Genomic DNA, 25959 nt, shown 5'->3' with positions numbered 1-25959 from the left:
GGGTTCAGCGCCGGGCGGTGTCCTTGAAGTGCGCCAGGGCGACGTCCAGGTGCTGCGCGTGCTGCGGCCAGGACCTGCCGTCCGGGGCGGACATCCACAGGTTGTAGCCGGTCGTGCCGATGCGCCAGCGGACGTCTTTGATACGGCGTTTGCCGTCCGCGGGGGTGTACGTGTACTCCCAGGTCGCCGAGGTGCCCCCGGACTGGATGCCCTGGGTCAGGCCGACGTTGACGTAGCCGGGGTACGACGGCGAAGCGGCGGTCTCGCGCTGGGACTTCTGCTGCTCCGCGTACGGGTCGGCGCTGTTGCCGGGCAGGACGCGGACCGTGAGGCGTGCGGTGCGGTCCGGGGATTCGTAGACGGGGCTGCCCGACTTGTCGGCGGCCTCCGTCCACCCGGCCGGGACCGCGACCTGGAAGCCCGTGCCGTGGGTGCGCAGTTCGTAGCCGGCCGGCAGCGCGGGGGCCGAGGGCGCGGTGCTGCCCGGGGCGGCCGGGGTCGTCGGGCCGGCCTGGGGGGTCTTCTTGCCGCCGTCGCCGCTTCCGTCCGTGAGCGTCCACGCCGCGACGCCGCCGCCGGCGAGGAGCGCCGCGACCAGGGCGCCGACGAGCAGCGCGCGCTTGCGGCGCGGTGCCCGGCCGGACGGCGACGGGGCGGCGGGTGCGGGCCGGGCCGGGACCGTGGGCAGGTCGGCGTCGGTGGACGGTTCGGGCCCGGTGGTCGAGGCGTGTGCCGCGGGCGCGGTGCTCAGGGCGGCGTGCAGCGTCGGGACATCGGCCTGCTGCCTGGCCGCCGCCAGCCCCGCGGCGACGGTCGCGGCGTCCGGGCGCTGCGCCGGGTCCTTGGTGAGCAGCGCGTCGATGACCGGGGTGAGGGCGCCCGCGTGCTGCGGCGGCGGGTGCGGTTCGTTGACGATCGCGCCGAGCGTGGCCCACTCGTTGGCCCGGCGGAACGGGTTGCGGCCTTCGACGGCGGTGCAGAGCAGGACGCCCAGCGACCACAGGTCGGTGGCCGGCGAGGGCTCGCCGCCCGCGGTGCGCTCCGGGGCCGCGTACTCCAGGGTGCCGATGAACGACCCGGTGGTGGTGACCGCCGCGGTGCCCTCGACCGCGGCGATGCCGAAGTCCACCAGGACCGCCCGTCCGTCCGGCCGGACCAGCACGTTCGCGGGCTTCACGTCGCGGTGCAGCACGCCCGCGCCGTGCGCGGCGGTGAGGGCGTCGAGGAGGTCCGCGCCGAGCCCGGCCGCGGTCCGCGGGTCCAGCGGGCCGTCGGCGAGCACCGCGGCGAGGGTGCGGCCCGGGACCAGCTCCATGACGATCCACGGGAACGGCTCGTCGTCGGCGACCTGGTGGATCGCCACCACGTGCGGGTTGCGCAGCCGGGCGAGGGCCCGGGCCTCGCGCAGCGCGCGGGCCCGGATGGTCTCGGCCTCCTCGGCGGACGCGCCCTCGGGGGCGCGGACCTCCTTGAGTGCGACCTCGCGGTGCAGCGTGGTGTCCAGGGCGCGCCACACGGTGCCCATCGCCCCGCTGCCGAGGCGTTCGCGCAGCTCGAACCGGCCGTCGCAGACGCGTCTGCCCGATCCCGCCGGTACGTCGTCCATGTGCTTCTCCGTGCCTCTCCCGACAAGTACCGACAGATCCCGACGCGTCCGGCACATCCCCGCGGCTGCTGCGCACCGTGCCCTCGCACGGTCACGATGCCAGGTCTTCTCCGCTGCCGAGGAAAGAGGCCAGGAGAAAACGGGCGATTCCGTCCTCGTGGTTCGGCCCGGCCACATCCGTCGCCCGGGCCAGGACGTCCGGGTGGGCGGTCGCGGGGGCCACGCGCCGGTCGTCCGGGCCGTCCGCGGCGTCGAACATCGGCAGGTCGTTGAGGTGGTCGCCGCACACCACGAGCGGCCCGGTGTGGCCGATCCGGGCCCGCAGGCCGCGCAGCGCGCTGCCCTTGTCGGCGGTGGGGCCGTGCACGCTGAACTCGGTCCAGCCCGGGATGTAGTCGTTGCGGATGCCGAGGACCGTCGCGCGGTCGCCGCAGACGCCGTCCAGGAGCTTGGCGGTGCGCTCGGCGTCGTCGTGCGGGACCGCGAGGCGGATGAGCGCCACGGTCGAGGTGCGGGCCAGCGCGGCGAAGTCGGTGCAGTACCGGAGTCGGGGGTCGCCGGCCGCGGCCTTCTCGTCGTGGAACCAGCGTGCCGACTCGTTCGACAGCGCGCCGAAGTCCACGTGGTCGGCGGTCCCGTCCCAGGTGGTGAGGGTGGGCTCGATGCCCGCGGCAACCAGGCAGTCCACCACGGCGCTCGCGGTCGCGGCGTCGAGCGTATGGTGGTCGAGGTGCGCCCCGGTGCCCGGATCGGAGATGTAGGCACCGTTCAACTCGATGACCGGAAGCGGCAGTTCGACGCCCGCGAGCAGGGCGCGGATGGACGGTACGCCGCGTGCGGTGGCGATGGTCAGCGCGGTGCCGGCCGCGATCAGGCGGCCGAGTGCGGCACGGGTGTAGTCCGATGCGGTCGCGTCGGGGCGCAGCAGCGTCCCGTCGAGGTCGCACACGATCAGCGGTGCGGCGGCGGGCGTCGTCGGCATCCGGTCCTCGCTCTCGCGGAAGGCGCCTTCGGGATCGGCGCGGTACGCCGAGTGGCGGACCGTGTTCCGACGGTACGCGGCCGCACACGGGAAGTTCACCCGGCAGGGGTATAGAGGACCGGGGACAGGGCTCCGCTCGGCTGCCGTGCGGGGCTCGATCCGTGTCGCCTGCGCGCCGAGGGCCGGTGCACAGGTGATGATCAGGAGGGACCGGGCAGGCACGAACGGGAGCGGGTGACGGCGCGTTGAGGACCACGGCGTTGGGGTTGCGGGCACGCGAAGACGCACTGGACCGGATGGCCGAGCGGGAGTTGGACGTCGTCGTGGTCGGCGGCGGCGTGGTCGGCGCGGGGACGGCCCTGGACGCGGTCACCCGCGGCCTGAGCGTGGGCCTGGTCGAGGCCAAGGACTGGGCGTCGGGCACCTCCAGCCGGTCCAGCAAGCTGATCCACGGCGGGCTGCGGTACCTGGAGATGCTGGACTTCGCGCTGGTCCGGGAGGCCCTGCGGGAGCGCGGCCTGATGGTCCAGCGACTGGCTCCGCACCTGGTCAAGCCGGTGCCGTTCCTGTACCCGCTGCAGCACCACGGCTGGGAGCGGCTGTACGTCGGCTCGGGGGTGGCGCTGTACGACACCATGGGCGTGTCGTCCGGCTACGCCCGCGGCCTGCCCGCGCACCGGCACCTGTCGCGCCGCCGCGCGCTGCGCCTGGCGCCCGCGCTGCGCAAGGACGCGCTGGTCGGCGCGGTGCAGTACTACGACGCGCAGGTGGACGACGCGCGGCACACCATGACCCTGGTGCGCACCGCGGCCGGCTACGGCGCGCACGTCGCCTCCCGGGCCTCGGTGACCGGCTTCCTGCGCGAGGGCGAGCGCGTGGTCGGGGTGCAGGTGCGCGACCTCGAACAGGACCGCACGTACGACATCCGGGCCCGGCAGGTCGTCAACGCGACCGGCGTGTGGACCGACGAGACCCAGGCGATGGTCGGCGAGCGCGGGCAGTTCCACGTGCGCGCGTCCAAGGGCATCCACCTGGTGGTGCCGAAGGACCGCATCCATTCGTCCACCGGGCTGATCCTGCGCACCGAGAAGTCGGTGCTGTTCGTGATCCCGTGGGGCCGGCACTGGATCATCGGGACCACGGACACCGACTGGGACCTGGACAAGACGCATCCGGCGGCCAGCCGCACCGACATCGAGTACCTGCTCGAACGGGTGAACGCGGTGCTCGCGGTGCCGCTCAGCCGCGAGGACGTCGAGGGCGTGTACGCCGGGCTGCGCCCGCTGCTGCGCGGCGAGTCGGACGCGACCAGCCAGCTGTCCCGCGAGCACACGGTCGCGCACCCGGTGCCCGGCCTGGTGGTGGTGGCCGGCGGCAAGTACACGACGTACCGGGTGATGGCCGCCGACGCGGTCGACGCCGCGGTGCACGGCCTGGACCGCAAGGTCGCGGCGAGCTGCACCGACACGGTCCCGCTGGCCGGCGCGGAGGGCTACCACGCGCTCTGGAACGCCCGGGCGGCCATCGCCGCGCGCAGCGGCCTGCACGTCGTCCGGGTGGAGCACCTGCTCAACCGCTACGGGTCGCTGGTCGACGAGGTGCTGGCCCTCGTGGATGCGGACGCCGGGCTCGGCCAGCCGCTGGATGGCGCCGACGACTACCTGCGCGCCGAGGTCGTCTACGCCTGCACCCACGAGGGCGCGCTGCACCTGGACGACGTGCTGGACCGGCGTACCCGCATCTCGATCGAGACGTTCGACCGCGGTGTGCGGGTCGCCGAGGAGTGCGCGCGGCTGATGGCCCCGGTGCTGGGCTGGACCGACGAGCAGGTGCGCCGCGAGGTCGACTACTACCTCAAGCGGGTGGAGGCCGAGCGCGAGTCGCAGGAGCAGCCGGACGACCGGACCGCGGATGCGGTCCGGATGGGCGCCGAGGAGGTCGTCCCGCTCGCCTGACCGGCCGCCCGACTGCCGCCCGACTGCCCCGCGCGTCGTCCCGGCCGTTGTCCCGCGATGCCCTGATCTGACGAAGTGTCAGGCCATTTGGCGGGAAATGACGGCCGGACGACCCGCCCAACCCCGGGCCGGGGTGGTTGACTGGAAGGGCCGCGAACCCCAGCACAGGAGACGCGCATGACCGACCCGGAGTCCGACGGGCGCCTGCTCGCGGGCCGGTACCGGCTGCGGGAACGCCTGGGGCGCGGCGGCATGGGCACCGTCTGGAGCGCCCTCGACGAAGTGCTCGACCGGCAGGTCGCGGTCAAGGAACTCCGGGTGCCGGGCCACGTGGACGACGAAGAGCGCGGCACTCTGTGCGCCCGCATGCTCCGCGAGGCGCGCGCCGCCGCGCGGATCGACCACCCGAACGTCGTGACCATCTTCGACGTGGTCGCCGAGGACGGCCGGCCGTGGATCGTCATGGAGCTCGTCCGCGGCCTCTCGCTCGCGCAGGAGATCGAGAAGGACGGCCCGATGGCCCCCGGGCAGGTCGCCGAGATGGGCCTGCGGCTGCTCTCCGCGCTGGAGGCGGCGCACGACGCGGGGGTCCTGCACCGCGACGTGAAGCCCGCCAACGTCCTGCTGGCCCGCAACGGGCGCGTGGTGCTCACCGACTTCGGCGTCGCCTCCGTGGAGGACAGCGCCACCCTCACCCAGCTCGGCGCGCTCGTCGGCTCGCCGGAGTACCTCGCGCCCGAGCAGGTGGACGGCCAGATGCCCGGCCCGCCCGCGGACCTGTGGTCGCTCGGCGTGACGCTGTACGAGGCGGTCGAGGGCCGCCCGGCGTACCGGCGCGCCACGCACGCCGCCACCCTTGCCGCGGTCGCTGCCGCGCGGTTCCCGGAACTGGAGCACGCCGGCGCCCTGATGCCCGTGCTGCGGTCCGTGCTGGTCCAGGACCCGACCGCGCGCGCCGACGCGGTGCTGCTGCGTGAGCGGCTGGTCGAGGCCGCGGAGGCGGCGCCCGCGCCGCCGGGGCCGGCCCGGACGTTTTCCGGACGGGCCCGCCCCGCGGCGGCCCGCCGGCATGCCTGGCACGGCGGCTCCGGGACCGCCGCGGGGGCGTCGGGCGGCGGACGGCACTACGTCGGCGACCCGGGCAGCCGCGGATCCGGTGTCCTCGCCGGGAGCGGCGCGCGCGGGCACGCGACCGGCCGGACCGGACGCGGAGCGCTGGGGGCGGCCGCAAGCACCGGCGCCGGCGCCGCCACCGGTACGAGCGCGGGGGCCCGTAGGCCTGCCGCCGATCGCGACTCCGCGGGCGCCGGTTCCGCGGGGGCCACAGGCACAGGCCGGGGAGCCGAGAAGTCAGCCGCAGCCCCCGCCGAGGACGTCGCGGCGCCGCCCACCGGCGTCACCCAGACCAACTTGCGTGTGCAGGGCACGCGCGCGGGCGAGACCGTGCCGCCCGGCGGCTCCGGCGCGGACACCGGCAAACGGGCCCGCAAGCGCTTCGGCCGGGGCGCCGGCTCCGCATCCGGCAGCGGCGCAGCCACCGCCACCGCCACCGGCGCCGGAACCCGGGCCGGCGACCCCGGCTCGTCCGCCGGGTCCGGCAAGCTCGGCCGCCGCGACCGTGCGCGGGCCCGCCGCGGCGGCGGGTTCCGGGCGCGCTACCGGCGCTGGCCGCGCTGGTACATCCGGCACTGGGCGACCGTGCTGGTGATCGTCGCGATCATCAGCGCCGCGATGGCCAAGTGGCTCGCGAACTACGGTTCCTGGGCCGGGATGTACACGATCTCCCTGCTCGCCGCGGCGCTCGGCGTATGGCTCGTGCTGCCGCACCGCAGACTCTCGCGCTCGGTGCCGGCCGCGATGCTGATCGGCGTGATCGGCGGCGGCGCCCTCGAACTCCGGGACATCGACCCGGATTTGGTGTGGGTGCTCGGTCTGGTCGGCGGCTGCCTGGCGCTCGGTCCGCTGATCGACGGCGCGGTGCTGCGCCGGCTGCGCACCGGGTCGGGGCTCGGGTTCGCGCTGCCCGTGCCGGAGGGCTGGAGCTGCACGACCACCGACAGCGGCCTCGCGGTGTACGACCCGGACCGGCTGATCTCGGTGACCGTCAGTGTGGACCGCGGCATCGTGATGCCGCCGGAGGAGTCCGTGCTGCACCGCGAGCACGGCACGCTGGCATCGCGCGACTACCGCGACAGCGAGGGGTACCGGCGCGTGGAGCTGGAGTCCATGGACTACCGCGGGCACGACGCCGCCGAGTGGGAGTACGTGTGGCGCGGCCCGGAGGGGGCCGCGTTCCACGGCAAGGACCTTGTCGTGCGCACCGGGGACGGCGTGCGGTACTGGATGACCGTCCGGTGCCGCGAGGAGCTGTGGCCCACCGCCGCCGCGTACTTCGACCACGCGAAGGAGAACATGGCCATCAGGCGGTGAACCCGGCCGCGCGGAGGGCCGCGGCCGCCCGGTGGGTACGGTGGCCGTGACAGGGGCGGGCAGGCACGCGGGCAGGCAGGCACGCGGGCAAGCAGGCAAGCGGACGAGCTGCACATCGGGCGGGAGCGGGGAGTCGGGTGACGGATCCGACCGGGGAGCGCATGGTGGCCGGGCGCTACCGGCTGGCGGACATGCTGGGCCGGGGCGGCATGGGCACGGTGTGGCGCGCGTACGACACCGTGCTGGACCGGACCGTGGCGGTCAAGGAAGTCCGGGTGCCGGACGACCTTCCGGACGACGAGCGCGCCCGGCGCGCGGCCCGGGCGATGCGCGAGGTGCGGGCCGCCGCACTCGTGACGCATCCCGGCGTGGTGGCCGTCTACGACGTCGTCGAGGACGGCGAACGCCCCTGGATCATCATGGAACTGGTGCCGGGCCGGACGCTCGCCGACGACCTCTCCGAGGGCCGACTGCCGGTCTCCGAGGCGGCCCGCGTCACCCGCAGCCTGCTGGCGGCGCTCGCCGCCGTGCACGCCGCGGGCGTGGTGCACCGCGACATCAAGCCCGGCAACGTCCTGATGGCGCTCGACGGGCGCGCGGTGCTCACCGACTTCGGCATCGCGACCCTGGTCGGCTCGTCGACGATCACGGTCACCGGCACGACCATCGGCACGCTCGAATACATGGCCCCGGAGCGCGCCCAGGGCATGCGCCCCGGACCGGCGTCGGACCTGTGGTCGCTCGGCGCGACGCTGTACGAGATGCTCGAAGGCCGCTCGCCGTTCCGGCGCAACGGCGAATTCGCCACGCTGCAGGCCGTGTTGGACGGCGTGTACGACCCGCCGCGGCATGCGGGCGAGTTGGGCGAAGTGCTGGCCGGGCTGCTCACCGTGGACCCGCTGCTGCGGCTGACCGCGGACCAGGGACTGCGGCTGCTGGCGCAGTCCTCCGCCGCGGGTGCTGCGGCGGTGACCGCGCCTGTACCTCCGTCGCCTCTGCCACCTCCGCCGGCAGCCGTGCCCGAGACCGAGCTCGGCGCCGCGCCGGCCGCGGCCATACCGCCGCCCCCGCCGATGCCCGCCGCGCCGCCGCGTGTGGGCCCGCAGGCACCCGACACGCCCGAATGGCCGACGGCCGACAACTGGTCCGCGCCGCTGTACGCGGTGGACCCGCGCTCCTCCGGCGGCGAACTCGGGCCCGGCTCGGACACGTTGCCCGTGCCGAGCCGGCGCGTGCGGGTCCTCGTGCCGGTGCTCGCCCTGGTCCTGGTCGCCTCGGGCGCGGGGGTGTGGGCGTATGTCGCCGGGCGCGACGGCGGCGGAAGCGCCGCGAAGCCCGCATCGGCCACGACCCCGCCGAACGCCACGAGCGCCCCGGGGACGGCACCGGGCGCGTCCGCGCCGCCGAGCACCGGCCCGTCCGCGACGTCGAAGCCCGGTCCGTCCGCGACGTCGACCGCCGGGGTGCCCGCACCTCCGCCGGGCCCGCCGGCCACGTCCGCGCCGCCGTCCTCGGCCCCGGTCCCTGCCCCGGCCGGCTACCACTACGTCGACGACCCGGGCGGCTTCCGGGTCGCGGTGCTCGACGGCTGGCAGCGTTCCGCGGAGGGCGGCCGGGTGTTCTACCGGTCGCCGGACGGCACGATGCGCCTCGGCGTGCGGATGAACGCGGCCGACGCCTCCGGCGACCCGTACTCCGACCTGGCCGCCCAGGACGCGAACGGCAGCGGCAGCTCGGCCACCGCGACCTATCCCGGGTACACGCGGGTGCGCCTGGAGAAGACCACGTTCGGCGGCGGCCCGGCCGGGATCTGGGAGTTCACCTGGAACGACCAGGGCACGCTGCGCCGGTCCGTCAACCTGCGGTACGTCGCCAACGGCCTTACGTACGACTTCTGGGTGTCCGGTCCGGAGGCCGGCACACCGACCATAAGGTCGGTTTTCGAGGCGGCGAAGTCCACCTTCACGCCCCGTAGTTGATCAGGGCGCCCGATGCGGGCGAGTACTGTGCCGGTTCCGTCACGGGCACGTCCGGATCCGATTGCGGCAGCTCCGAACGGGCATGGGCCTCCATACGTTGTCTCGGGGGGACGATGTACAGCACGGTCCGATGGGGAGGGACCCGTGACGGAGGCAAGTGGCGGCCGCGAAAGCCGCCTGGTCAATGGCAGGTACCGGCTCGGCGAATCGCTGGGCCGCGGGGGGATGGGCACGGTCTGGCTCGCCGTCGACGAACTGCTGCGCCGCGAGGTGGCGGTCAAGGAAGTCCGTATACCGGACGACCTCGACCCCGCGGAGCAGGAGACCCGGCGCGAGCGCGCCATGCGCGAGGCCAGGGCGGCCGCACGCGTGGTGCATCCGAACGTGGTGACCATCTACGACGTCGTCGAGGACGGCGGCCGCCCGTGGATCGTCATGGAGTTGGTGCGGGCCCGCTCGCTCGACGACGTGATCGAGCACGAGGGCCGGCTCGGCCCGTCCGAGGCCGCCGAGATCGGCATCAAGGTGCTGTCCGCGCTGCGCGCGGCGCGCGATGCCGACGTGCTGCACCGCGACGTGAAGCCCAGCAACATCCTGATCGGCAGCGGCGGCCGGGTCGTGCTCACCGACTTCGGCATCGCCACTGTGCTCGGCTCCGCGACGCTGACCGCGACCGGCATGCTGATCGGCTCGCCCGAATACCTGGCGCCGGAGCGCGTCCTGGGCCGGCGGCCCGGGGCCGCGTCCGACCTGTGGTCGCTGGGCGTGACGCTCTACCAGGCGGTCGAGGGGCGCTCCCCGTTCGCCCGGGGCGGCGCCATCGAGACGCTGACCGCGGTGCTGCAGGACGAGCCTGCGGCCACCCGGTACGCAGGCGCGCTCGGCCCGGCGATCGCCGCGCTCATGCGCAAGGAACCGGACGACCGGCCCGACGAGGCCGAGACCGAACTCCTGCTCGGTGCTGCGCTGAAGGGGAAGCAGCACGGCACCGGGCAGGCCCTCGCGGCGGGCGGCCACGCGAGCGCCGAGACGGCACTGGCCACCGGCGCGGGCGCCGCGGCGCTGGGCATCCCGGCGCCGCCGGAGCCCTCGTCGTTCGGCGGCCAGGCCACCGTCGAGGACCCGCGCGGACCGCACGGGCTCACCCAGGGGCCCGGCTTCGCCCGCACGGCGGGCGAGGGTGCGGCGGCCGGGGCGCTGGGCGCGGGTGCGTACGGCGCGGCCGGCGAGTCGTCCGGCTGGGTTCCGGTGGCGCACGAGCAGGCCGACGAGACGCGGACCGCGGGTGCCGGCCACCCGCGCAACCCGGACACCCCGCCGCCGTTCCCGGGCCCGGCCATGCACGGCGCCGAGGCGCCGGTCGGCCCCGGCGGTACGCAGCGGATGACCGGCGAGGCCTTCCCGCCGCGGCAGCGCTCGCGGTCGAAGTACGTCCTGATGGGCGGACTGGCCGCGGCAGCGGTGGCCGCGGCGATCTGGGCCATCCCGGCGGCGATGGACAAGGACGGCGGCGGAGGCGGCGGCACCGGGAACGACAGCGGCAACAGCGCCGGGGCCACCGGCGACAGCTCCGATGCGGGTGTGGGCGGCGTGCTGAGCCCGGCGACCGACGACTCGAACGGCAATGCCGGGGCGGGCGGATCCGAGACGAAGGACGACTCCCCGGCGACGAAGAAGACGTCGCCGACCACGCGTCCGACGACCACGCACCGGCCGACCAACACGACCACCAAGCCGACCACGACGGCGCCGACGACCACCAAGCCGACCACGACGAAGCCGCCCACCACCACGCCGCCGAGCAGCGGACCGGTGGTGGTGGCCCCGGCGGCCGAGGTCGCCGGCTGACCGAGGCGGACGCGTACATACGAGGCGGACCGTTCCTGCCGCATCCGGGCCTCCGGCTTGCCCGGATGCCGCGGGAACGGCCGTGCGCGGGCGGCCGGACGGGGGCGGGCGCCGGTCGCGCGGCCCCGGAGGCTTTAGGCTGACCGGGCTAACGGCACACATCCGGTGGAGTCCCGGCGGGGGAGGCCGGACCACCGGCACAGCGGGAGGAAATCATGGCGGACGGCGGGCCGGCCGGCGGCGTGTCCGGGGATGCGGCACGCGCGGACGCGGGCGGGCCGGCGCGTCCGGCCGGTGCCGCACGCATCGTGGCGGGCCGCTACCGGCTGGCCGGGGTGCTCGGCCGCGGCGGCATGGGCACGGTCTGGCGGGCCGTCGACGAGATGCTGCACCGGGACGTCGCGATCAAGGAACTGCGGCTCCCCGAGCACCTCGACGACGAAGAGCGCGAGATCCAGCAGCAGCGCACGCTGCGCGAGGCGCGCACCGCCGCGCGGATCACCCACGAGAACGTCGTCACCATCCACGACGTCGTCGAGGACGGCGGCATCCCGTGGATCGTCATGGAACTCGTCGAGGCCGAGTCGCTTGCCGACGTGCTCAAGAACCGCGGCACGCTGGCGCCCGCCGAGGCCGCCGAGGTCGGCCTCAAGGTCCTCGGCGCGCTCATGGCCGCCGAGGAGAAAGGCGTCCTGCACCGGGACGTCAAACCGGCCAACATCCTGGTGACGCTGCAAGGCCGGGTCGTGCTCACCGACTTCGGCATCGCGACCGAGACCGGCGCGCAGACGCTGACCGCGACCGGCATGCTCATCGGCTCGCCCAACTTCCTGGCCCCGGAGCGGGCCCAGGGCCTGCGCCCGAACCTCGCCGCCGACCTGTGGTCGCTCGGCCTGGTCATGTACATGGCGGTCGAGGGGCGCAACCCCTTCGACCGGCCGACGATGATCAGCACGCTCAACTCGATCCTGCTCGAAGAGCCCGACCCGCCGCGCCGGGCGGGCGTCCTGCTCCCGGTGATCCACGGCCTGCTGCAGAAGGACCCGGCGCAGCGCCTGCCCGCCAAGGAGGTCGAGCGCCTCCTGACCGGGATCGTGCGCGGCGACCAGACCCAGGCGCACCGCGGAGCGGTCCCGCCGACCGAGGCCAACTCGGCAGTGCCGCCAGCGGGTTCCATACCCGCTGCGGAGTCGGCGCACGGGATGGCGCCGGGCGTGGGCGCGGGTACGGCCACCGTGCACGGCGCCGCATTCGCGGTCGGCAACTCGCCCACGGTGACCGGTCCTTCGGCCGGCTCCGACTCGGGACCGGGGTCCTACGCGGGGACGTATCCGGGATCGAATCCAGGGTCGAATCCGGGGTCGGGTCCCGGGTCGCATCCCGGTTCGCACTCGGCCGGAACGCCGTGGCCCGCGGCGGGGTACGGCCCGACGTACGGCCAGGGCTACCCGGCGGGACCCGCCGCGCCCGCGGGCCCGTACCCGACCGGTCCGCACACCCTGCAGGCATCGGGCCCGGCCGCGCCGCCCGCCCGGGCGTCCCGCAAGCCGATGGCGCTCGGCATCACGGCTCTGGTCATCGCGCTGATCGCGGCCGGCGTCGCGGTCACGTTCGTGCTGCGGGGCGGCGACGACGACAAGGCGAATCCGCCGGTGAACGCCGCCGCCACCGACGGTGTGCAGGTCAGCGGGCAGCCCGGCGACCGGCCGAGCGGCTCGCCGAGCGCGAGCGGCGGCCCGAGCGCGATCGTCCCGCCGCCCGGTGCCACCACGCCGCCCGCGACGACCGGTGCGCCCGCGCCGGTGCCCGGCTACACCTGGACCCGCGACCCGGCCGGCTTCTCGCTGTTCGTGCCGAACGGCTGGACGCGCTCGCAGAGCGGCGCGCAGATCGACTACGTCGACCCGCGCAGCAAGACGTTCCTGCGGATCGGCATCGACAACGGCGGCGTGCGCCCGCTGGACAACCTGACCGCGATCGATGCGGACTTCAAGAAGAAGAAGCAGGACTACCGCACGCTGCAGCTCGCCTCGTACCCCATCGGCCGGCCCGGCTGGGAGGCCGCGGTGTGGGAGTTCACGTGGCTCGGCAACCCGTTCGACCCGCAGGGCGGCAACCTCAAGCCCAGCCACGCGATCGACGTGGGCATGCGGACCGACAAGGGCACCGACTTCTCGGTCTATGTCGCCTCGTTCGACCCCGACTGGTCGAGCTCCCGCAAGGTCTTCGACACGGTCCTCGCCAACTTCCGCGAGGGCTGACCGGCACCCGGGCACGCGTCCCGGAAGCTTGCCGAAGCCTTGTTACTGCGAAGTAGCCCGGCTTAGGCTGGCCGCATGACGGACATTGCCCGCGCCGCGGCCCCCGCTGCCCACCCCGAGCTCCCGGTCGACCGCCTGGTGCGGCGCGTCGTGGCCGGCGCCGTCCCGACCCGGGTCACCACCCGCGCGCCGTTCACCGGCGCCGCGGTGGCCGACCTGCCGGAGTCCACCCCGGAGGACGTCGCGACGGCGTACGAGCGGGCCCGGGTCGCGCAGCAGCGCTGGGCCGAGCGCCCGGTCGGCGAGCGCGCCGCGGTGTTCCTGCGCTTCCACGACCGCCTGCTGGCCCGCCAGGACGAGATCCTGGACATCATCCAGACCGAGACCGGCAAGGTCCGCAAGCACGCCTTCGAAGAGGTCCTCGACGTCGCGCTCACCTGCCGGCACTACGGCCGCCGGGCCCGCGGCTACCTGCGCACCCGGCGCCGCGCCGGCGCGCTGCCGGTGCTCACCAAGGCCGTCGAGGTCCGGCACCCCAAGGGGGTCGTAGGCCTGGTCTCGCCGTGGAACTACCCGCTGGCGCTGTCCATCGGCGACGCGATCCCGGCGATGATCGCGGGCAACGCGGTGGTCATGAAGCCGGACACCCAGACCGCGCTGACCGCGCTGTGGGCGCTCGACGTCGCCACCGAGTGCGGCCTGCCCGAGGACCTGTGGCAGATCGTCATCGGCGACGGCCCGGTCGTCGGCCCGGCGGTCGTCGCGCACGCCGACTACGTGTGCTTCACCGGCTCGACCCGCACCGGCCGGCAGGTCGCGCAGCAGGCTGCCGCCCGGCTGGTCGGCGCATCACTCGAACTCGGCGGCAAGAACGCCATGATCGTGCTCCCGGACGCCGACCTGGACCGGGCCGCGGAAGGCGCCGTGCGGGCGTGCTTCTCGTCGGCCGGGCAGCTGTGCGTGTCGATCGAGCGCATGTTCGTGCACGCCGACGTGCACGACCAGTTCCTGGAGCGCTTCCTGGCCCGGGTCGAGGGCATGCGCCTCGCGGCCGGCTACGGCTGGGACGCCGACATGGGCTCGCTCACCTCGCGCCGCCAGCTGGAGAACGTCTCCCGGCACGTCGACCAGGCCCGTGAGAACGGCGCCAAGGTGCTTACCGGCGGCCGGGCGCGCCCCGACATCGGCCCGCTGTTCTACGAGCCGACCGTGCTGCAGGACGTCACTCCCGGCATGGCGGTGTGCGCCGAGGAGACCTTCGGGCCGGTCGTCTCGGTCTACCCGTTCACCGACGTCGACGAGGTTGTCGAGCGGGCCAACGCCACGGCGTACGGCCTCAACGCGAGCGTGTGGACCCGCGACACCGCGCGCGGCGCGCGCCTCGCGCGGCGGCTGCACGCGGGCAGCGTGAACGTCAACGAGGGCTACGCCGCGTCGTACGGCAGCGCGGGGGCGCCGATGGGCGGCATGGGCGACTCCGGCCTCGGGCGGCGGCACGGCGTCGAGGGCATCACGAAGTTCACCGAGGCGCAGACCGTCGCCACGCAGCGGGTGATCCCGATCGCGGCGCCGTTCGGCATGACCGACGAGCAGTGGGCGCGGTCGCTGACGCTGTCGCTGCGCATCATGAAGACGTTCGGCGTGCGCTGAGGCGCGGCCGCGGGGCCGATGTCCGCATCGGTCTTTGCGCAGGTCGGCCGGGGTCCCGTGCGGGCTTCCGGCCGGTCCGGTGTGCCGTACCGCTCGCAGTCGCCCCGATTACAGATAGTGTGTGATCTCCAGGCGCAGCGTGACGATTGTCGATGCCGGCGTCTGCAGGCGTGCCTTTCACCGCGTCGCCGTGGTGTCCGCCTGAGGCTCGGCGGCCGATATCGGGCGTCCCCGACACCGGCCGCCGGCGGGGTCGTGACCGGATTGCTGTCCCCTGCGTCCCGGTCACGGCGCCGGCGCGAGGTCCCACGGCAGCCGCATACGACATGCCTCATCGCGCCGACGATCTCGGCGACCAGGGCCGCCGGTGGGCGGCTGGTCAGCAGGCACAACGACGGTCGGCGCGGGGAGGTTACGCCGTCGGGTCGGCAGGCGTCCCCTTTCGAGTGATGTGCCCGGGAAACGCCTGCCGGACGGCGGCCTGAGGACACGTCAGATGCGGCCGCGGCACAGTTCCAGCAGGGCCATCGCGACCTCGGTGCCCGGCTTGTCGAGCGCCTCGCGGTAGCGGTTGATGACCTCCATCTCGCGGGTCAGCTGCACGCGGCGGCCGCCCGCGGCGATCCGGGTGCGCTGCACTTCCTGGGACAGCGCCACGCGTTCCGCGATCAGCGCGATGATGCGCCGGTCCAGATCGTCGATGCGGGTCCGGGTGTCCGCGATGACCTGCTCGGGGGAGGCCTGCGGGTCGGCGCCCGCGGCGGAGGCGGCGGAGGCGGAAGGCGTGGTGCTGGTCACGGGAGTTCTCCTCGGGTCGGGCGGACCGGTGTCTCGCATACCCGGGAAACGGAACGGCGCCCCGGGTTCCGAGAACCCGGGGCGCCGTTGAAGCCTGTGGTCGTTCAGGCAACAGCGATGGCGCCGGGATCCCCGGAGCCATAGGTAAAGACGTACGCCGCACTGAACATGGCGCACAGTATGCCCTGTACCACGCCGCCCCGGGCGCACCTTCCGGATGCCGAGACGGGCGTCCGATCACGAGCCCGTAGAATCAAGGGACCCCCGCACTCCTCGGAAGGCCTTCCGTGACCTCGACCAGTCCGGACGCGAGCGGTACCGAAACCGTTCTCGTCGTCGACTTCGGTGCCCAGTACGCGCAGCTGATCGCCCGACGGGTCCGCGAGGCCCGCGTCTACAGCGAGATCGTCCCGCACACCATGCCGGTCGACGAGATGCTGGCGAAGAAGCCCGCGGCCATCGTGCTCTCCGGCGGCCCGTCGTCGGTGTACGCGGACGGCGCGCCGAGCGTCGACCCGGCGCTGTTCCAGGCCGGCGTCCCGGTCCTCGGCATCTGCTACGGCTTCCAGGCGATGGCGCGCGCGATGGGCGGCAACGTCGCCGAGACCGGCCTCGCCGAGTTCGGCGCCACCGAGCTGACGGTCACCGACACCGCCTCCACCCTGTTCGACGGCCAGCCCGCCGACCAGTCGGTGTGGATGTCGCACGGCGATGCCGTCGACCGCGCCCCGGAGGGCTTCGCGGTCACCGCGACCTCCGCGGGCGCCCCGGTCGCCGCGATCGAGGACAACGAGCGCCGGCTGTACGGCGTCCAGTACCACCCCGAGGTTCTGCACTCGAAGTACGGCCAGCAGGTCATGGAGCGCTTCCTGCACGTGGGCGCCGGGCTGCGCGCGGACTGGACGATGGCCAACGTCATCGACGAGCAGGTCGACCACATCCGCGAGACCGTCGGCGACAAGCACGTCATCTGCGGCCTGTCCGGCGGCGTCGACTCCGCGGTCGCCGCGGCGCTCGTGCAGAAGGCCGTCGGCGACAAGCTGACCTGCGTCTTCGTCGACCACGGCCTGCTGCGCAAGGGCGAGGCCGAGCAGGTCGAGCGCGACTACGTCGCGGCCACCGGCGTCTCGCTGAAGGTCGTGGACGCGCAGGAGCGCTTCCTGAACGCGCTGGCCGGGGTCACCGACCCCGAGGAGAAGCGCAAGATCATCGGCCGCGAGTTCATCCGGGTCTTCGAGCACGCCGCGGCCGAGGTCGTCGCCGAGGCCGGCGCGCACGGCGAGCAGGTCGAGTTCCTGGTCCAGGGCACGCTCTACCCGGACGTCGTGGAGTCCGGCGGCGGCACCGGCACCGCGAACATCAAGTCGCACCACAACGTCGGCGGCCTCCCCGAGGACCTGCAGTTCAAGCTCATCGAGCCGCTGCGCAAGCTCTTCAAGGACGAGGTCCGCGCGGTCGGCGAAGAGCTGGGCCTGCCCTCCGAGATCGTGTGGCGCCAGCCGTTCCCGGGCCCCGGCCTCGGCATCCGCATCATCGGCGAGGTGACCGCCGACCGCCTGGAGATCCTCCGCGACGCCGACGCGATCGCCCGCGACGAGCTCTCCAAGGCCGGCCTGGACCGCGAGATCTGGCAGTGCCCGGTGGTGCTGCTGGCCGACGTCCGCTCGGTGGGCGTGCAGGGCGACGGCCGCACTTACGGCCACCCGGTCGTCCTGCGCCCGGTCTCGTCCGAGGACGCCATGACCGCGGACTGGTCGCGCCTCCCGTACGACCTGCTGGCCCGTATCTCGAACCGCATCACCAACGAGGTCCGCGAGATCAACCGCGTCGTCCTCGACGTGACCAGCAAGCCCCCGGGCACCATCGAGTGGGAGTAGTCCCCACGGAGCACTGGTAAACGAAGTGGCCTGCCGCCCCGCTGAATTCACGGGCGCAGCAGGCCACTTCGCCGTTGCGGGGCAGCGGTGCTACCGCCAGTTCTTGGTTGTGAGGGCGGGGTAGGGCGCGGGAAGATCGACGTCCTTGCCGAAACGGAATTCGTGCTTGTCGGCGTAGCCGGGTTCGTCCACGTCGCCTGTGGGCGTGCAGAGCAGCGTGACCGTCCGGACGCTGCGGTCGACGATCAGGTAGTACGGGATCGCCATGCGTCCGTAGGCCCTGACCTTGACGAGCATGTCCGCAATGAGGTCGTTGCCGGTGACTTCGGCGACCAAGTCGAGCGGATCGCTGGGAAGCCAGTTCAGATGTCCGGCGGCCGAAGAGACTTCGGCGGGTGTGTAGGTGCGAGTGAGCACGGCAAGGTCCGGGACGACGTGGTTGCCGGTCGCTTCGTCCGTGCAGCGTGCCGAGTGGCAGTAGCCGAGCCCTCGCAACCGGGCCGACTCGACGTTCCCGCGGTGCATTTGGAACAGAAGATCGCGCTCGATATCCAGGTGCTCCAAGTCGGCGGGAGGCGTGATCGCGATTCCGCCTTCGACATACTCCGCACGCCAGCGGCGGTCGGGCACCGGTACCTCTTCGAGGAGGTCGGGGATGGCATTGGGATGGTGTGTCGACGCCATGACTTCAGCCTAGGGTCGTCGGCGATCACCCGATCGGATGAGTGGAATCCGGGGTGCGGGACAATCTCCGTCATGGCTACTGCGCGACTGACGTACACCGAGATCGGGGCGACTCTGGGGTCGGCGATGCCGCCCGGGTATCACCACGTGGAGCGGCGGGTGTGTGTCGGGAGTGGGGAGCGGGCGTTTCGGGCGTTGGCGGAGGGGATCATGCGCTGGGAGATCCAGCGCGGGGCCGGGCTCGAGGTGCGGGCGGCCGCTGATCGCGCGGCGGTGGACGTCGACATCACGTGTGTGACGCGTGTCGGGCCGGTGCGGGTGCCGGTGCCGTGCCGGGTGGTCGCGGTCGTCGACGAGGCCGCGCGGGCCGGGTTTGCGTACGGGACGTTGCCGGGGCATCCGGAGCGCGGCGAGGAGGCGTTCCTCGCCGAGATGGGTGCCGATGGTGAAGTGTGGTTCGTGGTGCGGGCGTTCAGCCGTCCCGGGCCGTGGTGGGCGAAGCTCGGGGCGCCGGTCGCGAAGATGATGCAGAAGCGGGTGACGGACCAGTACGTGCGGGCGGGGCAGCGGCTTGCGGGCTGATTCCTTGCTTCGTACCGGCTGAGCTCTCGGGTCGTTCCCGGCGCGTACCCCGCGTCAGGTTCCGGTCGGGAACAGGGCGTCCTGGGCGGACTGCTGGGCGGCCAGGAGTGCGCCGCGCAGGACCGCTTGGCCGCCCAGTTCGGTGGCGCGTACCTCGGTGTGCAGCGGGGAGAGGCGGGTCAGCCGGTCTTGGACGCGGCGGGCGAGTTCCGCGCCGCCCGCGCGGCCGATCTCGCCGCCGAGGACGACGCAGCCGGGGTCGAGGACCGCGGCGACGGCCGCGGCGCCGAGGGCGACGCGGTCGGCGTAGGCGTCCAGGAAGGCGTCCTCGGGAGTGCCGTCGGCGCCCGCGGCGACCGCGGCGACCGCGGTGCGGATCAGGGCGGCGCCGGGGAGTTCGCCGTCGTCGGGGGCGGGGGACAGGCCGTATTCGGCGGCGAGCCGGACGGCGCCGGGGCTCCAGGCCAGGGAGTTGAAGCCGCCGTCGCAGGAGTCCTTGGACGGCAGTCCGCCCGTGCCCGGCACCGGCAGGAAGCCGAGTTCGCCGGCCCCGCCCGAGGCGCCGCGGCGGATCTTGCCGTCGAGGACGACGGCCGCGCCGATGCCGAAGCTCAGCCAGATCATCACGAACGTCTCGAACCCGCGTGCCGCGCCGAGGCGTTGCTCGGCGAGTGCGGCGAGGTTGGTCTCGTTCTCCACCTGTATGGCGGCGGGCAGGCGTTCCTGGAGCACGGTGACCAGGCGGCGGTGCCAGGCGGGCAGGCTGCTGGAGTCGCGCAGGTCGCCGGTGGCCGGGTCGATGAGCCCGGGCGCACCGATGCCGATGCTGTGCAGGCGGGTCACGCCGGCTTCGCGGGCGGCGCGTTCGACCAGGGCCACGGCCTCGTGCGCGGCGGTCTCGGTGTCGGCGGCCGCGGCGACGGGGGCGGACGCCTCGGCGAGCCGGGTGCCGAGGAGGTCGGTCACGACGACCTCGACGCTGTCCATCCGCACGTCCAGCCCGGCCAGATAGGCCTGCTCCGCGACGATCCCGTACACCCGGGCGTTGGGGCCGCGGCGGGCCGCGCCCGCCTCGCCGACGACGTGGATGAGGCCCGAGCCCTGGAGGCGTTCGACCAGGTCGGCGACGGTCGGCCGGGACAGCCCGGTGAGGGTCTTCAGCTGTCCTGCGGTGAGCGGGCCCTCGCTCTGCAGCAGGCGCAGGGCCAGCCGGTCGTTGAGGGCGCGGGCGGTGCTCGGTGAAGCGGGGGCCATGACGCAGATCCTTCCAGATCTTTTTATCAGGCAGGGTTCCTGATAATTTAACGCACAGCACAGGCCCAGGGGAGAGAGGGAGACGACATGAGCAACGCCATGTCGGCGGATTCGCCGTCCGGCACGCTGCCGGGCGCGGCTCAGGGCGGCCGGCCCCGGCCGAGCCGCGAGCTGCTCCGGGCGCGGTACGCGATCGCCGGGGTGTTCACCGTGCACGGCGCGGTGACCGGCACCTTCGTCGCCCGCGTCCCGTGGGTCCAGGACCACGCCGGGGTCAGCGCGGGCCAGCTCGGCTTCGCCCTCGCCTTCCCGGCGATCGGTGCGGCACTGGCCATGCCGATGGCGGCCCGGCTGAGCCACCGCTTCGGGGTGAAGCCGACCCTGCGCGTCATGCTCGCGCTGTGGACCCTGGTCCTTCTGCTGCCGGGCTGGGCGCCCAACGTGTGGGCCCTGTGCGCGGCGCTCTTCCTGTACGGCGCCACGGCCGGCACCTCGGACGTCGGCATGAACGCGCTCAGCGTCGAGACCGAGAACCGGATGGGCCGGTCGATCATGTCCGGCCTGCACGGGATGTGGAGTGTCGGCGTCCTGATCGGGTCCGGCGTGGGCACGATCTGCGCGCACGCGGACATCGACGCGCGCGTGCAATTCAGCGTCGCTGCCGTGGTGCTGACGGTCATCGGCCTGGTTGTCACGCAGTGGGTGCTGGACGTCCGGCCCGAGCCGGGTCAAGAAGAGGAAGAGGCGCCGCCGCACTTCGCGCTGCCGCCCAAGTCCGCGCTGCTGATCGGCGGCATCGCGTTCTGCGCGGTCTTCGCGGAGGGCGCCAGCCTGGACTGGTCGGCGGTCTACCTGGAGGACGTCCTGGACTCCTCGGCCGCGGTGGCCGCCGCGTCCACCACCGGCTTCGCCCTGACGATGGCCATCGCCCGCCTGCTCGGCGACCGCCTGGTCGACCGCTTCGGCGCGGTTCCCGCGGTGCGCTCCGGCGGCATCCTGGCCACCCTGGGCGGCCTGCTCGTGGTCTTGGCGCCGCACCCGGCGATGGCGATGGCCGGCTTCGCGCTGATCGGCCTCGGCGTGGCGGTCGTCGTACCGCTGGCCTTCGCGGCCGCCGGACGCAGCGGCCCCAACCCGAGCCAGGCCATCGCGGGCGTCGCGACCGTCACGTACACCTCGGGCCTGATCGCCCCCAGCCTGATCGGCGGCATCGCGGACGCGACGTCGCTGGTGGGGTCGTTCATCCTGGTGACAGCCCTGGCGTCCGGCCTGATCTTCGGCGCGGGCCTGCTGAACCCGAACCGGACGGGGACTGTTCGGGTCGCCTCCGGCGCGGTCCCGGAGCCCCGCCCGAAGTCGGCCGTCGAGTAGGCGGCCGGTCAGGCGAAGTCGGCGGCGTTGTCCTCGGCCCAGGTGGTGAAGGGGCGGGCCGGGTGGCCGGTCAGGGTGGCGACGGTGCCGGTGGTGTCGACGGGCTTGCCGTCGTTGCTGCGCCACCAATCGATCAGGGCGTCCGCGTACGGGGCGGGGACGTACGCGGCGACCTCGGCTTTCCAGGCGTCGGGCGTGACCTGGGCGATCTCGACGGTACGGCCCAGCGCGGCGGAGAGTTCGGCGATCTGGGTGCGGAAGTCCATCGAGGCGGGGCCGGTCAGGTGGTAGACCTGCCCGGCCTTGCTGCGGTCGGCCAGTACCGAGAACGCGCATTCGGCGACGTCGAGTTCGTGGATCGGGTCGTTGTGCGCGCCCGGGAACGGCAGGTTGACCGGCGAGCCGGACTTGATGGCCCACGCCCAGCCGCGCGCGTTGCCGGCGAAGGAGCCGGGACGCAGGACCGTGGTCGGCAGCGGCGAGGCGAGCAGCGCGTTCTCGACGTCGAGGTGCGCCTTGGCCATGAGGTTGTTCTCGGCGTCCTCGGCGAGCACGGCCGACGAGGACAGCAGGACGACATGCCGGACCCCGGCGGCCGCCGCCTCCTTGATGAACACGTCGATGTGCTCGGCGGACGCGTACAGGAACACCTGCTTGATGCCGGTGAGTGCGGGGGCGAAGGTCCCGGGGGCGGCGAGGTCCAGGTGCACGGTGCCCGGCGTGGCGGCCGCGGTCGCGGGGTCGGCGGTGGCGGCGCGGTACGGAAGGCCCGCGTCGTCGTGGAGATTCATGAGGTGGCGGGCGACGGCGCCGCGGGCGCCGGTGATGAGCGTGGTCATGGCAGAGGCCTTTCGGGACGGGGACGAGTTAGGATGAGTGCGTGAAGAAGATTCTGCGTCGCGCAATCTCTGCGTCACGCAGATAAATCTGGGGCATGGAGGTGCCGGTGTCAACCCGTGCAGAGCTCTTGGCGCGCATCGCCGACGACAGCCAGCGGCACTACGCCGACTACATGGCGTTCAACCAGGCGATGGCCGACCACCTCGGCCTGCACGCCACCGACCTGCAGTGCATCGCCCTCCTCGACCTCCAGGACGGGCCGGTGAGCACCGGGGACATCGCCCGCATGACAGGTCTGACCTCGGGCTCGGCGACGCGCCTGGTGGACCGCATGGTCAAGGCCGGAATCGTCGAGCGGCACGCCGACCCGCAGGACCGCCGGCGGCAACTCGTCGCTCTCGTCCCCGAGGCCCGGCAGCGCATCGGGGCGGCGTGGGAGGAGCCGGGCAAGGCGTTCGCGGAGGTGCTGGAAGGCTTCTCGGAAGACGAACTCCGCACCGTGGCCGCCTACTTGGAACGCGCGGGCGAGGTGGGGCGGGCCCAGGCGGAGCGTCTCAGGGGTACGCCGCGCGGCTGAGGCCGGGCGTACGGCCGCTCCGGTCGAAAAATCCCCGCCCCGGGCTGTCACACATGATCGCCGGGCTCCGTCAGTGCTGTGTCCGAGCCTGACGGAAACGCGCAGGCAGCGGACGTGAAGAACAGTCTGCCGACCACGTCGAATCCGGGGAAAAGCCATGTCTGTCGCTTACATCGTCCTCGCCGTCATCAGCGCCCTGTGGGTCGGGTTCTCCGGTGTCTCGCTCGCCCGCCGCGCGGAGTTCGTCACCGAGCCGCTGGTCGAGTACGGGGTGCCGAAGGCGTGGTGGACGCCGCTCGCGGCGGCGAAGCTCGCCGGTGCGGCGGGTCTGCTGGCCGGTCTGGCGGTGCCGGCCATCGGCATCGCGGCTGCGGTGGGGCTGATCCTGTACTTCCTGGGCGCGGTGATCACGGTCCTGCGAGCCCGGTCCTACAAGACCGTCCTGTTCCCGGTGCTCTACCTGGCCCCGGTCGCCGTGACGCTCGGTCTGAGCTTCGCCGCCTGAGGCCCGGAACCGACAAAGCGCCCCTCCGACTTCCTGTCGGCGGGGCGCTTGGCGGTACGTCAGGACGACGTCTTCCCATGGTGCGGATCGCGTGCCGGAGCCTAGGCCGCGGCGGTCTGCGGGGCGGCGGTCTGCGGCGCGTCGGCGCGCTCGCGGAGGAGGAGGCCTGCGGTGAGGGCCACCACGACGGCCGCCGAGCCGTGGACGCTGAACGCGGTCGCAGCCGAGCCTTCGTCGAGCACGAGCAGCATGTCGCTCAGCGGGGCGACCGTCATCGCCGCCATGGCCCAGCCCAGGGCCTTGCGCTGCCCGGCGAACAGCAGCGCGAAGATCACCAGGCCGAGGGTGACGTCGCGGTCCCCCTTGACCCTCAGGAAGCCGGTCCCTTCGTCGCCCGTGATGGTCGTCAGGCCGAACCCCTCGGCCATCGACTGCGGGGCTGCCAGGTAGCCGATGCCGATGTAGAGGAGGAACAGGCCGCCGAGGACGGCGAGGACGGTGGTGATGCGCTTCGTGGTCATGGCAAGTCTCCAGGGGTGTCGCGGGGGTGGCAGGGGGATGGGTCGAACTGGGGTGAGCTGAGGCTTAGACGGTGCCGCGCACGGCGCGCATGCGGCGGGCGTACGCCGGGCGGCCGACGACGTACCAGAGGACCTTGGCGAACCCGGGCAGTGCGCCGAGCATCGCGGCGCGCTCGGCGGGGTCGGCGTCCTCCAGGGCCATGCCGAGGAAGAAGAGCAGCTTGGGCTTGGGCGTCGCGGCGAGGAAGTGATCGCCCATCGCGTCCCACTCACGCACCGTCAGGTGCCGGGCGGCGACCGGGAGCAGCTCGTTCTCCTCGTCGTCGAGGTGCTCGACGAGGACGGCGTAGTGGTCGGTGAGTACGGCGACCAGGGTGTCGCGCTCGGCCTCGCCGGCGGTCGCCTCCCAGGCCGGGAGCGCCGCTTCGGCGCCGGCCAGGGTCGCGGCGACGCGCTCGTGCTGCGCCTCCATGCGCAGGACCAGGTCGGCTTCGAGGTCGACGCGGCCCAGGAGGACGGGCCACAGGTGCTCGTCCTCGCCGTGGTGGTGGTTGTGCAGGCCGAGCCGGTAGTCGCGGAAGTGGTCCGCGAGGACCCGGGCCCGGGCGGTGTCGCCGGGGGCGACCTCGGCGATCAGCTGCGCCAGCATCCGGGATTCGCGGCGTATGCCGCGGTGGACGACCACCATGCCGTGGGTGTCGGGGCGGGCGGCTGCGGGGCTCTGGGTGTTGCTCGCGGTTTCCATGTGCTGAAGCTTGGCCGGGGCTTCATGGAGGCCACTTGGAAACGACTTGGAGCCGCTGCGGAGGCGCTTGCGTGCGGTTGCGCGGGGCTTTGCGGTACGTCAGCCCCGCAGCTCTAGTGGCTGCGGCCGCCGGCGGCAGCCGCGAGCAGGACGTCCACGAGCTGGTCGGCGGCGTCGGGGCGGCCGTGGGACCGGGCGCGTCCTGCCATTTCCGCCCGACGGTGCCCGTCGGCCAGCAGCGGGCCCAGGGCGTCCTGCAGCGTCTGCGCCGACACCTCGCCGAGCAGCGCCACGGCAGCCCCTGCCTCGGCCAAGTGCCGCGCGTTGTGCGCCTGTTCGTTGCCCGCGGACGACGCCAGCGGCACGAACACTGCCGCCTTGCCCAGGGCCGTCAGCTCGGCGAGTGTCCCGGCTCCGCTGCGCGAGACCACTACGTCCGCAAGCGCCAGTACGTCGGGGAGTTCGGGGCCGACGAAGCCGGTCAGCAGGTAGCGCGCGGCCGACTCGGCGGGCAGGGAGGCGGCAGCCTCGCGCAGTGCGTCCACGTTCGCCGGGCCGCACTGGTGGATGACGTTCGCCTGCTTGAGGAGCCACGGCAGGTTGTCGCGCACCACCGCGTTGATCTGCTGCGCGCCCTGGGCGCCGCCGGTGACGTACACGGTCGGCAGGCGCAGGTCGAAGCCGTGCAGGCCGAGCGCCTGCACCGCCTTGTCCGGCCGGCCGGCGAGCACCTCCGGACGCACCGGATTGCCCGTCACCACGGCCGTGGCCCGCGCCGAATCCGGCAGCAGCGCCAGCGTCGACTCCGCGGACACCGCGACGCACGCGGCCCCGCGGGCCAGGACCTTGTTCGCCAGTCCCAGCCGTACGGTCTGCTCGTGAACGACCAAGGGCCGTCGGCACATCCGCGCCGCGAGGCCCACCGGCACGGCGACGTACCCGCCGGTCGACAGCACCACGTCCGGCCCGAACTTCGCCACGATCGACCGCGCCTGGGCGACGCCGAGGGGCACCCGGCCCATGTCCTTCACGTTCGCCGGCGACACCATCTTCAACGGGTTCGAGGAACGCCGGATCTTGCCGGTGGCCACGGCCGCGAACTCGATGCCCTCGGCCGCGGCGACCCGCGACTCCAGTCCGGCCTCGGTGCCCACCCACAGCACGTCCACCGACCGGCCCGACGCGGCCAACCGGGCCTGCAGCGTCCGGACGGCGGTCAGCGCAGGGTACGTGTGGCCGCCGGTCCCGCCACCGGTGACAAGGATCCGGAAAGCCCGACCGGATTCTCCGAAGGTGCGCAGGGGCTCGCGGCTGGTCACAGGTGCTCCAAGCGGTACCGGGACACGGCCGCCTCGGCTGCGGCCCTGATTGCGGCCCCCACACTAGTGCGCCGCCGCCGTGCGCCAAGCCACCGTCGATGGGCGGGTGTGGGGGGGGCCCCCCCCCCGGGGGGGCGCCCCCCCCCCGGCCCGCCCGGGGGGGGGGGTGGGGGCG

Annotated in this window: 20 protein-coding genes; 11 read left to right on the top strand and 9 right to left on the bottom strand. The window is 73.7% G+C overall.

The genetic code is table 11. The features are described from left to right. Positions 1-4: 4 nt before the first annotated feature. Together LZ495_RS23065 and LZ495_RS23060 are read right to left on the bottom strand one after the other, a co-directional pair. Positions 5-1606: a serine/threonine-protein kinase gene (locus LZ495_RS23065; protein ID WP_235054752.1), complete on the bottom strand. Its 1602-nt coding sequence runs from the start codon at positions 1604-1606 to the stop codon at positions 5-7. A 91-nt stretch (positions 1607-1697) separates the two neighbouring features. Then, positions 1698-2687 carry an HAD-IIB family hydrolase gene (locus LZ495_RS23060; RefSeq protein ID WP_235054751.1) on the bottom strand — a complete coding sequence of 330 codons (990 nt, stop codon included), beginning with the start codon at positions 2685-2687 and terminating at the stop codon, positions 1698-1700. Between the two features lie 146 nt (positions 2688-2833). Here LZ495_RS23060 and LZ495_RS23055 point away from each other — a divergent pair, with 146 nt between their 5' ends. The 6 genes from LZ495_RS23055 to LZ495_RS23030 all read left to right on the top strand — a co-directional run bounded on the left by LZ495_RS23055 (position 2834) and on the right by LZ495_RS23030 (position 14711). After that, positions 2834-4543 (top strand): glycerol-3-phosphate dehydrogenase/oxidase, encoded by a 1710-nt coding sequence (locus tag LZ495_RS23055; protein WP_235054750.1) that lies wholly within the window; start codon positions 2834-2836, stop codon positions 4541-4543. Positions 4544-4720: 177 nt separating this feature from the next. Further along, a complete protein-coding gene (locus LZ495_RS23050; protein ID WP_235054749.1) occupies positions 4721-6973 on the top strand; it encodes a serine/threonine-protein kinase in 2253 nt (750 codons plus the stop codon). 137 nt (positions 6974-7110) lie between these two features. Beyond that, positions 7111-8952: a serine/threonine-protein kinase gene (locus tag LZ495_RS23045; RefSeq protein ID WP_235054748.1), complete on the top strand. Its 1842-nt coding sequence runs from the start codon at positions 7111-7113 to the stop codon at positions 8950-8952. Positions 8953-9096: 144 nt separating this feature from the next. Next, positions 9097-10800, top strand: a complete 1704-nt coding sequence (locus tag LZ495_RS23040; RefSeq protein WP_235054747.1) for a serine/threonine-protein kinase — start codon at positions 9097-9099, stop codon at positions 10798-10800. Positions 10801-11015: 215 nt separating this feature from the next. Further along, positions 11016-13061 (top strand): serine/threonine-protein kinase, encoded by a 2046-nt coding sequence (locus LZ495_RS23035; RefSeq protein ID WP_235054746.1) that lies wholly within the window; start codon positions 11016-11018, stop codon positions 13059-13061. 75 nt (positions 13062-13136) lie between these two features. Next, positions 13137-14711, top strand: a complete 1575-nt coding sequence (locus LZ495_RS23030; RefSeq protein ID WP_235054745.1) for a succinic semialdehyde dehydrogenase — start codon at positions 13137-13139, stop codon at positions 14709-14711. Between the two features lie 492 nt (positions 14712-15203). On the opposite strand, the gene LZ495_RS23025 is transcribed toward LZ495_RS23030, so the two are convergent. Further along, positions 15204-15509, bottom strand: a complete 306-nt coding sequence (locus LZ495_RS23025; RefSeq protein ID WP_235054744.1) for a chorismate mutase — start codon at positions 15507-15509, stop codon at positions 15204-15206. Positions 15510-15796: 287 nt separating this feature from the next. Between LZ495_RS23025 and guaA the strand changes: the two genes are divergently transcribed. Further along, positions 15797-17386, top strand: a complete 1590-nt coding sequence (guaA, locus tag LZ495_RS23020) for a glutamine-hydrolyzing GMP synthase (protein ID WP_235054743.1) — start codon at positions 15797-15799, stop codon at positions 17384-17386. A gap of 90 nt (positions 17387-17476) precedes the next feature. Here the strand turns inward: guaA and LZ495_RS23015 are convergent, their stop codons facing one another. Further along, complete coding sequence (locus tag LZ495_RS23015; protein WP_235054742.1) at positions 17477-18070, bottom strand: Uma2 family endonuclease; 594 nt, start codon at positions 18068-18070, stop codon at positions 17477-17479. A gap of 72 nt (positions 18071-18142) precedes the next feature. Here LZ495_RS23015 and LZ495_RS23010 point away from each other — a divergent pair, with 72 nt between their 5' ends. Beyond that, complete coding sequence (locus LZ495_RS23010) at positions 18143-18652, top strand: DUF1990 domain-containing protein (RefSeq protein WP_235054741.1); 510 nt, start codon at positions 18143-18145, stop codon at positions 18650-18652. Positions 18653-18706: 54 nt separating this feature from the next. Here LZ495_RS23010 and LZ495_RS23005 read toward each other — a convergent pair whose 3' ends face one another. Further along, complete coding sequence (locus LZ495_RS23005) at positions 18707-19906, bottom strand: ROK family transcriptional regulator (protein ID WP_235054740.1); 1200 nt, start codon at positions 19904-19906, stop codon at positions 18707-18709. A gap of 87 nt (positions 19907-19993) precedes the next feature. Here LZ495_RS23005 and LZ495_RS23000 point away from each other — a divergent pair, with 87 nt between their 5' ends. Further along, a complete protein-coding gene (locus tag LZ495_RS23000; protein ID WP_372498631.1) occupies positions 19994-21277 on the top strand; it encodes an MFS transporter in 1284 nt (427 codons plus the stop codon). A gap of 8 nt (positions 21278-21285) precedes the next feature. Here LZ495_RS23000 and LZ495_RS22995 read toward each other — a convergent pair whose 3' ends face one another. After that, positions 21286-22116: an NAD(P)H-binding protein gene (locus LZ495_RS22995; protein ID WP_235054739.1), complete on the bottom strand. Its 831-nt coding sequence runs from the start codon at positions 22114-22116 to the stop codon at positions 21286-21288. A 107-nt stretch (positions 22117-22223) separates the two neighbouring features. Here LZ495_RS22995 and LZ495_RS22990 point away from each other — a divergent pair, with 107 nt between their 5' ends. Together LZ495_RS22990 and LZ495_RS22985 are read left to right on the top strand one after the other, a co-directional pair. Further along, complete coding sequence (locus tag LZ495_RS22990) at positions 22224-22694, top strand: MarR family winged helix-turn-helix transcriptional regulator (RefSeq protein ID WP_235054738.1); 471 nt, start codon at positions 22224-22226, stop codon at positions 22692-22694. Positions 22695-22851: 157 nt separating this feature from the next. Then, entirely contained in the window at positions 22852-23199 is a 348-nt protein-coding gene (locus LZ495_RS22985; protein WP_235054737.1) for a DoxX family protein, read from the top strand. Between the two features lie 101 nt (positions 23200-23300). Here LZ495_RS22985 and LZ495_RS22980 read toward each other — a convergent pair whose 3' ends face one another. The 3 genes from LZ495_RS22980 to LZ495_RS22970 all read right to left on the bottom strand — a co-directional run bounded on the left by LZ495_RS22980 (position 23301) and on the right by LZ495_RS22970 (position 25784). Then, positions 23301-23720: a DUF4267 domain-containing protein gene (locus LZ495_RS22980; protein ID WP_235054736.1), complete on the bottom strand. Its 420-nt coding sequence runs from the start codon at positions 23718-23720 to the stop codon at positions 23301-23303. Between the two features lie 64 nt (positions 23721-23784). Further along, positions 23785-24465: a hemerythrin domain-containing protein gene (locus tag LZ495_RS22975; RefSeq protein ID WP_235054735.1), complete on the bottom strand. Its 681-nt coding sequence runs from the start codon at positions 24463-24465 to the stop codon at positions 23785-23787. 113 nt (positions 24466-24578) lie between these two features. Further along, positions 24579-25784, bottom strand: coding sequence for a UDP-N-acetylglucosamine--N-acetylmuramyl-(pentapeptide) pyrophosphoryl-undecaprenol N-acetylglucosamine transferase (locus LZ495_RS22970; protein WP_235054734.1), 1206 nt, complete (start codon positions 25782-25784; stop codon positions 24579-24581). Positions 25785-25959 lie beyond the last annotated feature (175 nt).

The sequence above is a fragment of the Yinghuangia soli genome (assembly GCF_021502675.1).
In the GTDB taxonomy this organism is placed as follows: domain Bacteria; phylum Actinomycetota; class Actinomycetes; order Streptomycetales; family Streptomycetaceae; genus Yinghuangia; species Yinghuangia soli.
Note: the sequence above shows the minus strand (reverse complement) of the source record. Positions and strands in the feature narration are given on the sequence as shown.

What these genes read in the sequence shown, in the direction of transcription:
- LZ495_RS22975 (WP_235054735.1), bottom strand. Translation starts at nt 24,465, where the DNA reads ATGGAAACCGCGAGCAACACCCAGAGCCCCGCAGCCGCCCGCCCCGAC.
- LZ495_RS23015 (WP_235054742.1), bottom strand. Translation starts at nt 18,070, where the DNA reads ATGGCGTCGACACACCATCCCAATGCCATCCCCGACCTCCTCGAAGAG.
- LZ495_RS22995 (WP_235054739.1), bottom strand. Translation starts at nt 22,116, where the DNA reads ATGACCACGCTCATCACCGGCGCCCGCGGCGCCGTCGCCCGCCACCTC.
- LZ495_RS23035 (WP_235054746.1), top strand. Translation starts at nt 11,016, where the DNA reads ATGGCGGACGGCGGGCCGGCCGGCGGCGTGTCCGGGGATGCGGCACGC.
- LZ495_RS22985 (WP_235054737.1), top strand. Translation starts at nt 22,852, where the DNA reads ATGTCTGTCGCTTACATCGTCCTCGCCGTCATCAGCGCCCTGTGGGTC.
- LZ495_RS22980 (WP_235054736.1), bottom strand. Translation starts at nt 23,720, where the DNA reads ATGACCACGAAGCGCATCACCACCGTCCTCGCCGTCCTCGGCGGCCTG.
- LZ495_RS23010 (WP_235054741.1), top strand. Translation starts at nt 18,143, where the DNA reads ATGGCTACTGCGCGACTGACGTACACCGAGATCGGGGCGACTCTGGGG.
- LZ495_RS23030 (WP_235054745.1), top strand. Translation starts at nt 13,137, where the DNA reads ATGACGGACATTGCCCGCGCCGCGGCCCCCGCTGCCCACCCCGAGCTC.
- LZ495_RS23005 (WP_235054740.1), bottom strand. Translation starts at nt 19,906, where the DNA reads ATGGCCCCCGCTTCACCGAGCACCGCCCGCGCCCTCAACGACCGGCTG.
- LZ495_RS23000 (WP_372498631.1), top strand. Translation starts at nt 19,994, where the DNA reads ATGAGCAACGCCATGTCGGCGGATTCGCCGTCCGGCACGCTGCCGGGC.
- LZ495_RS23050 (WP_235054749.1), top strand. Translation starts at nt 4,721, where the DNA reads ATGACCGACCCGGAGTCCGACGGGCGCCTGCTCGCGGGCCGGTACCGG.
- LZ495_RS23065 (WP_235054752.1), bottom strand. Translation starts at nt 1,606, where the DNA reads ATGGACGACGTACCGGCGGGATCGGGCAGACGCGTCTGCGACGGCCGG.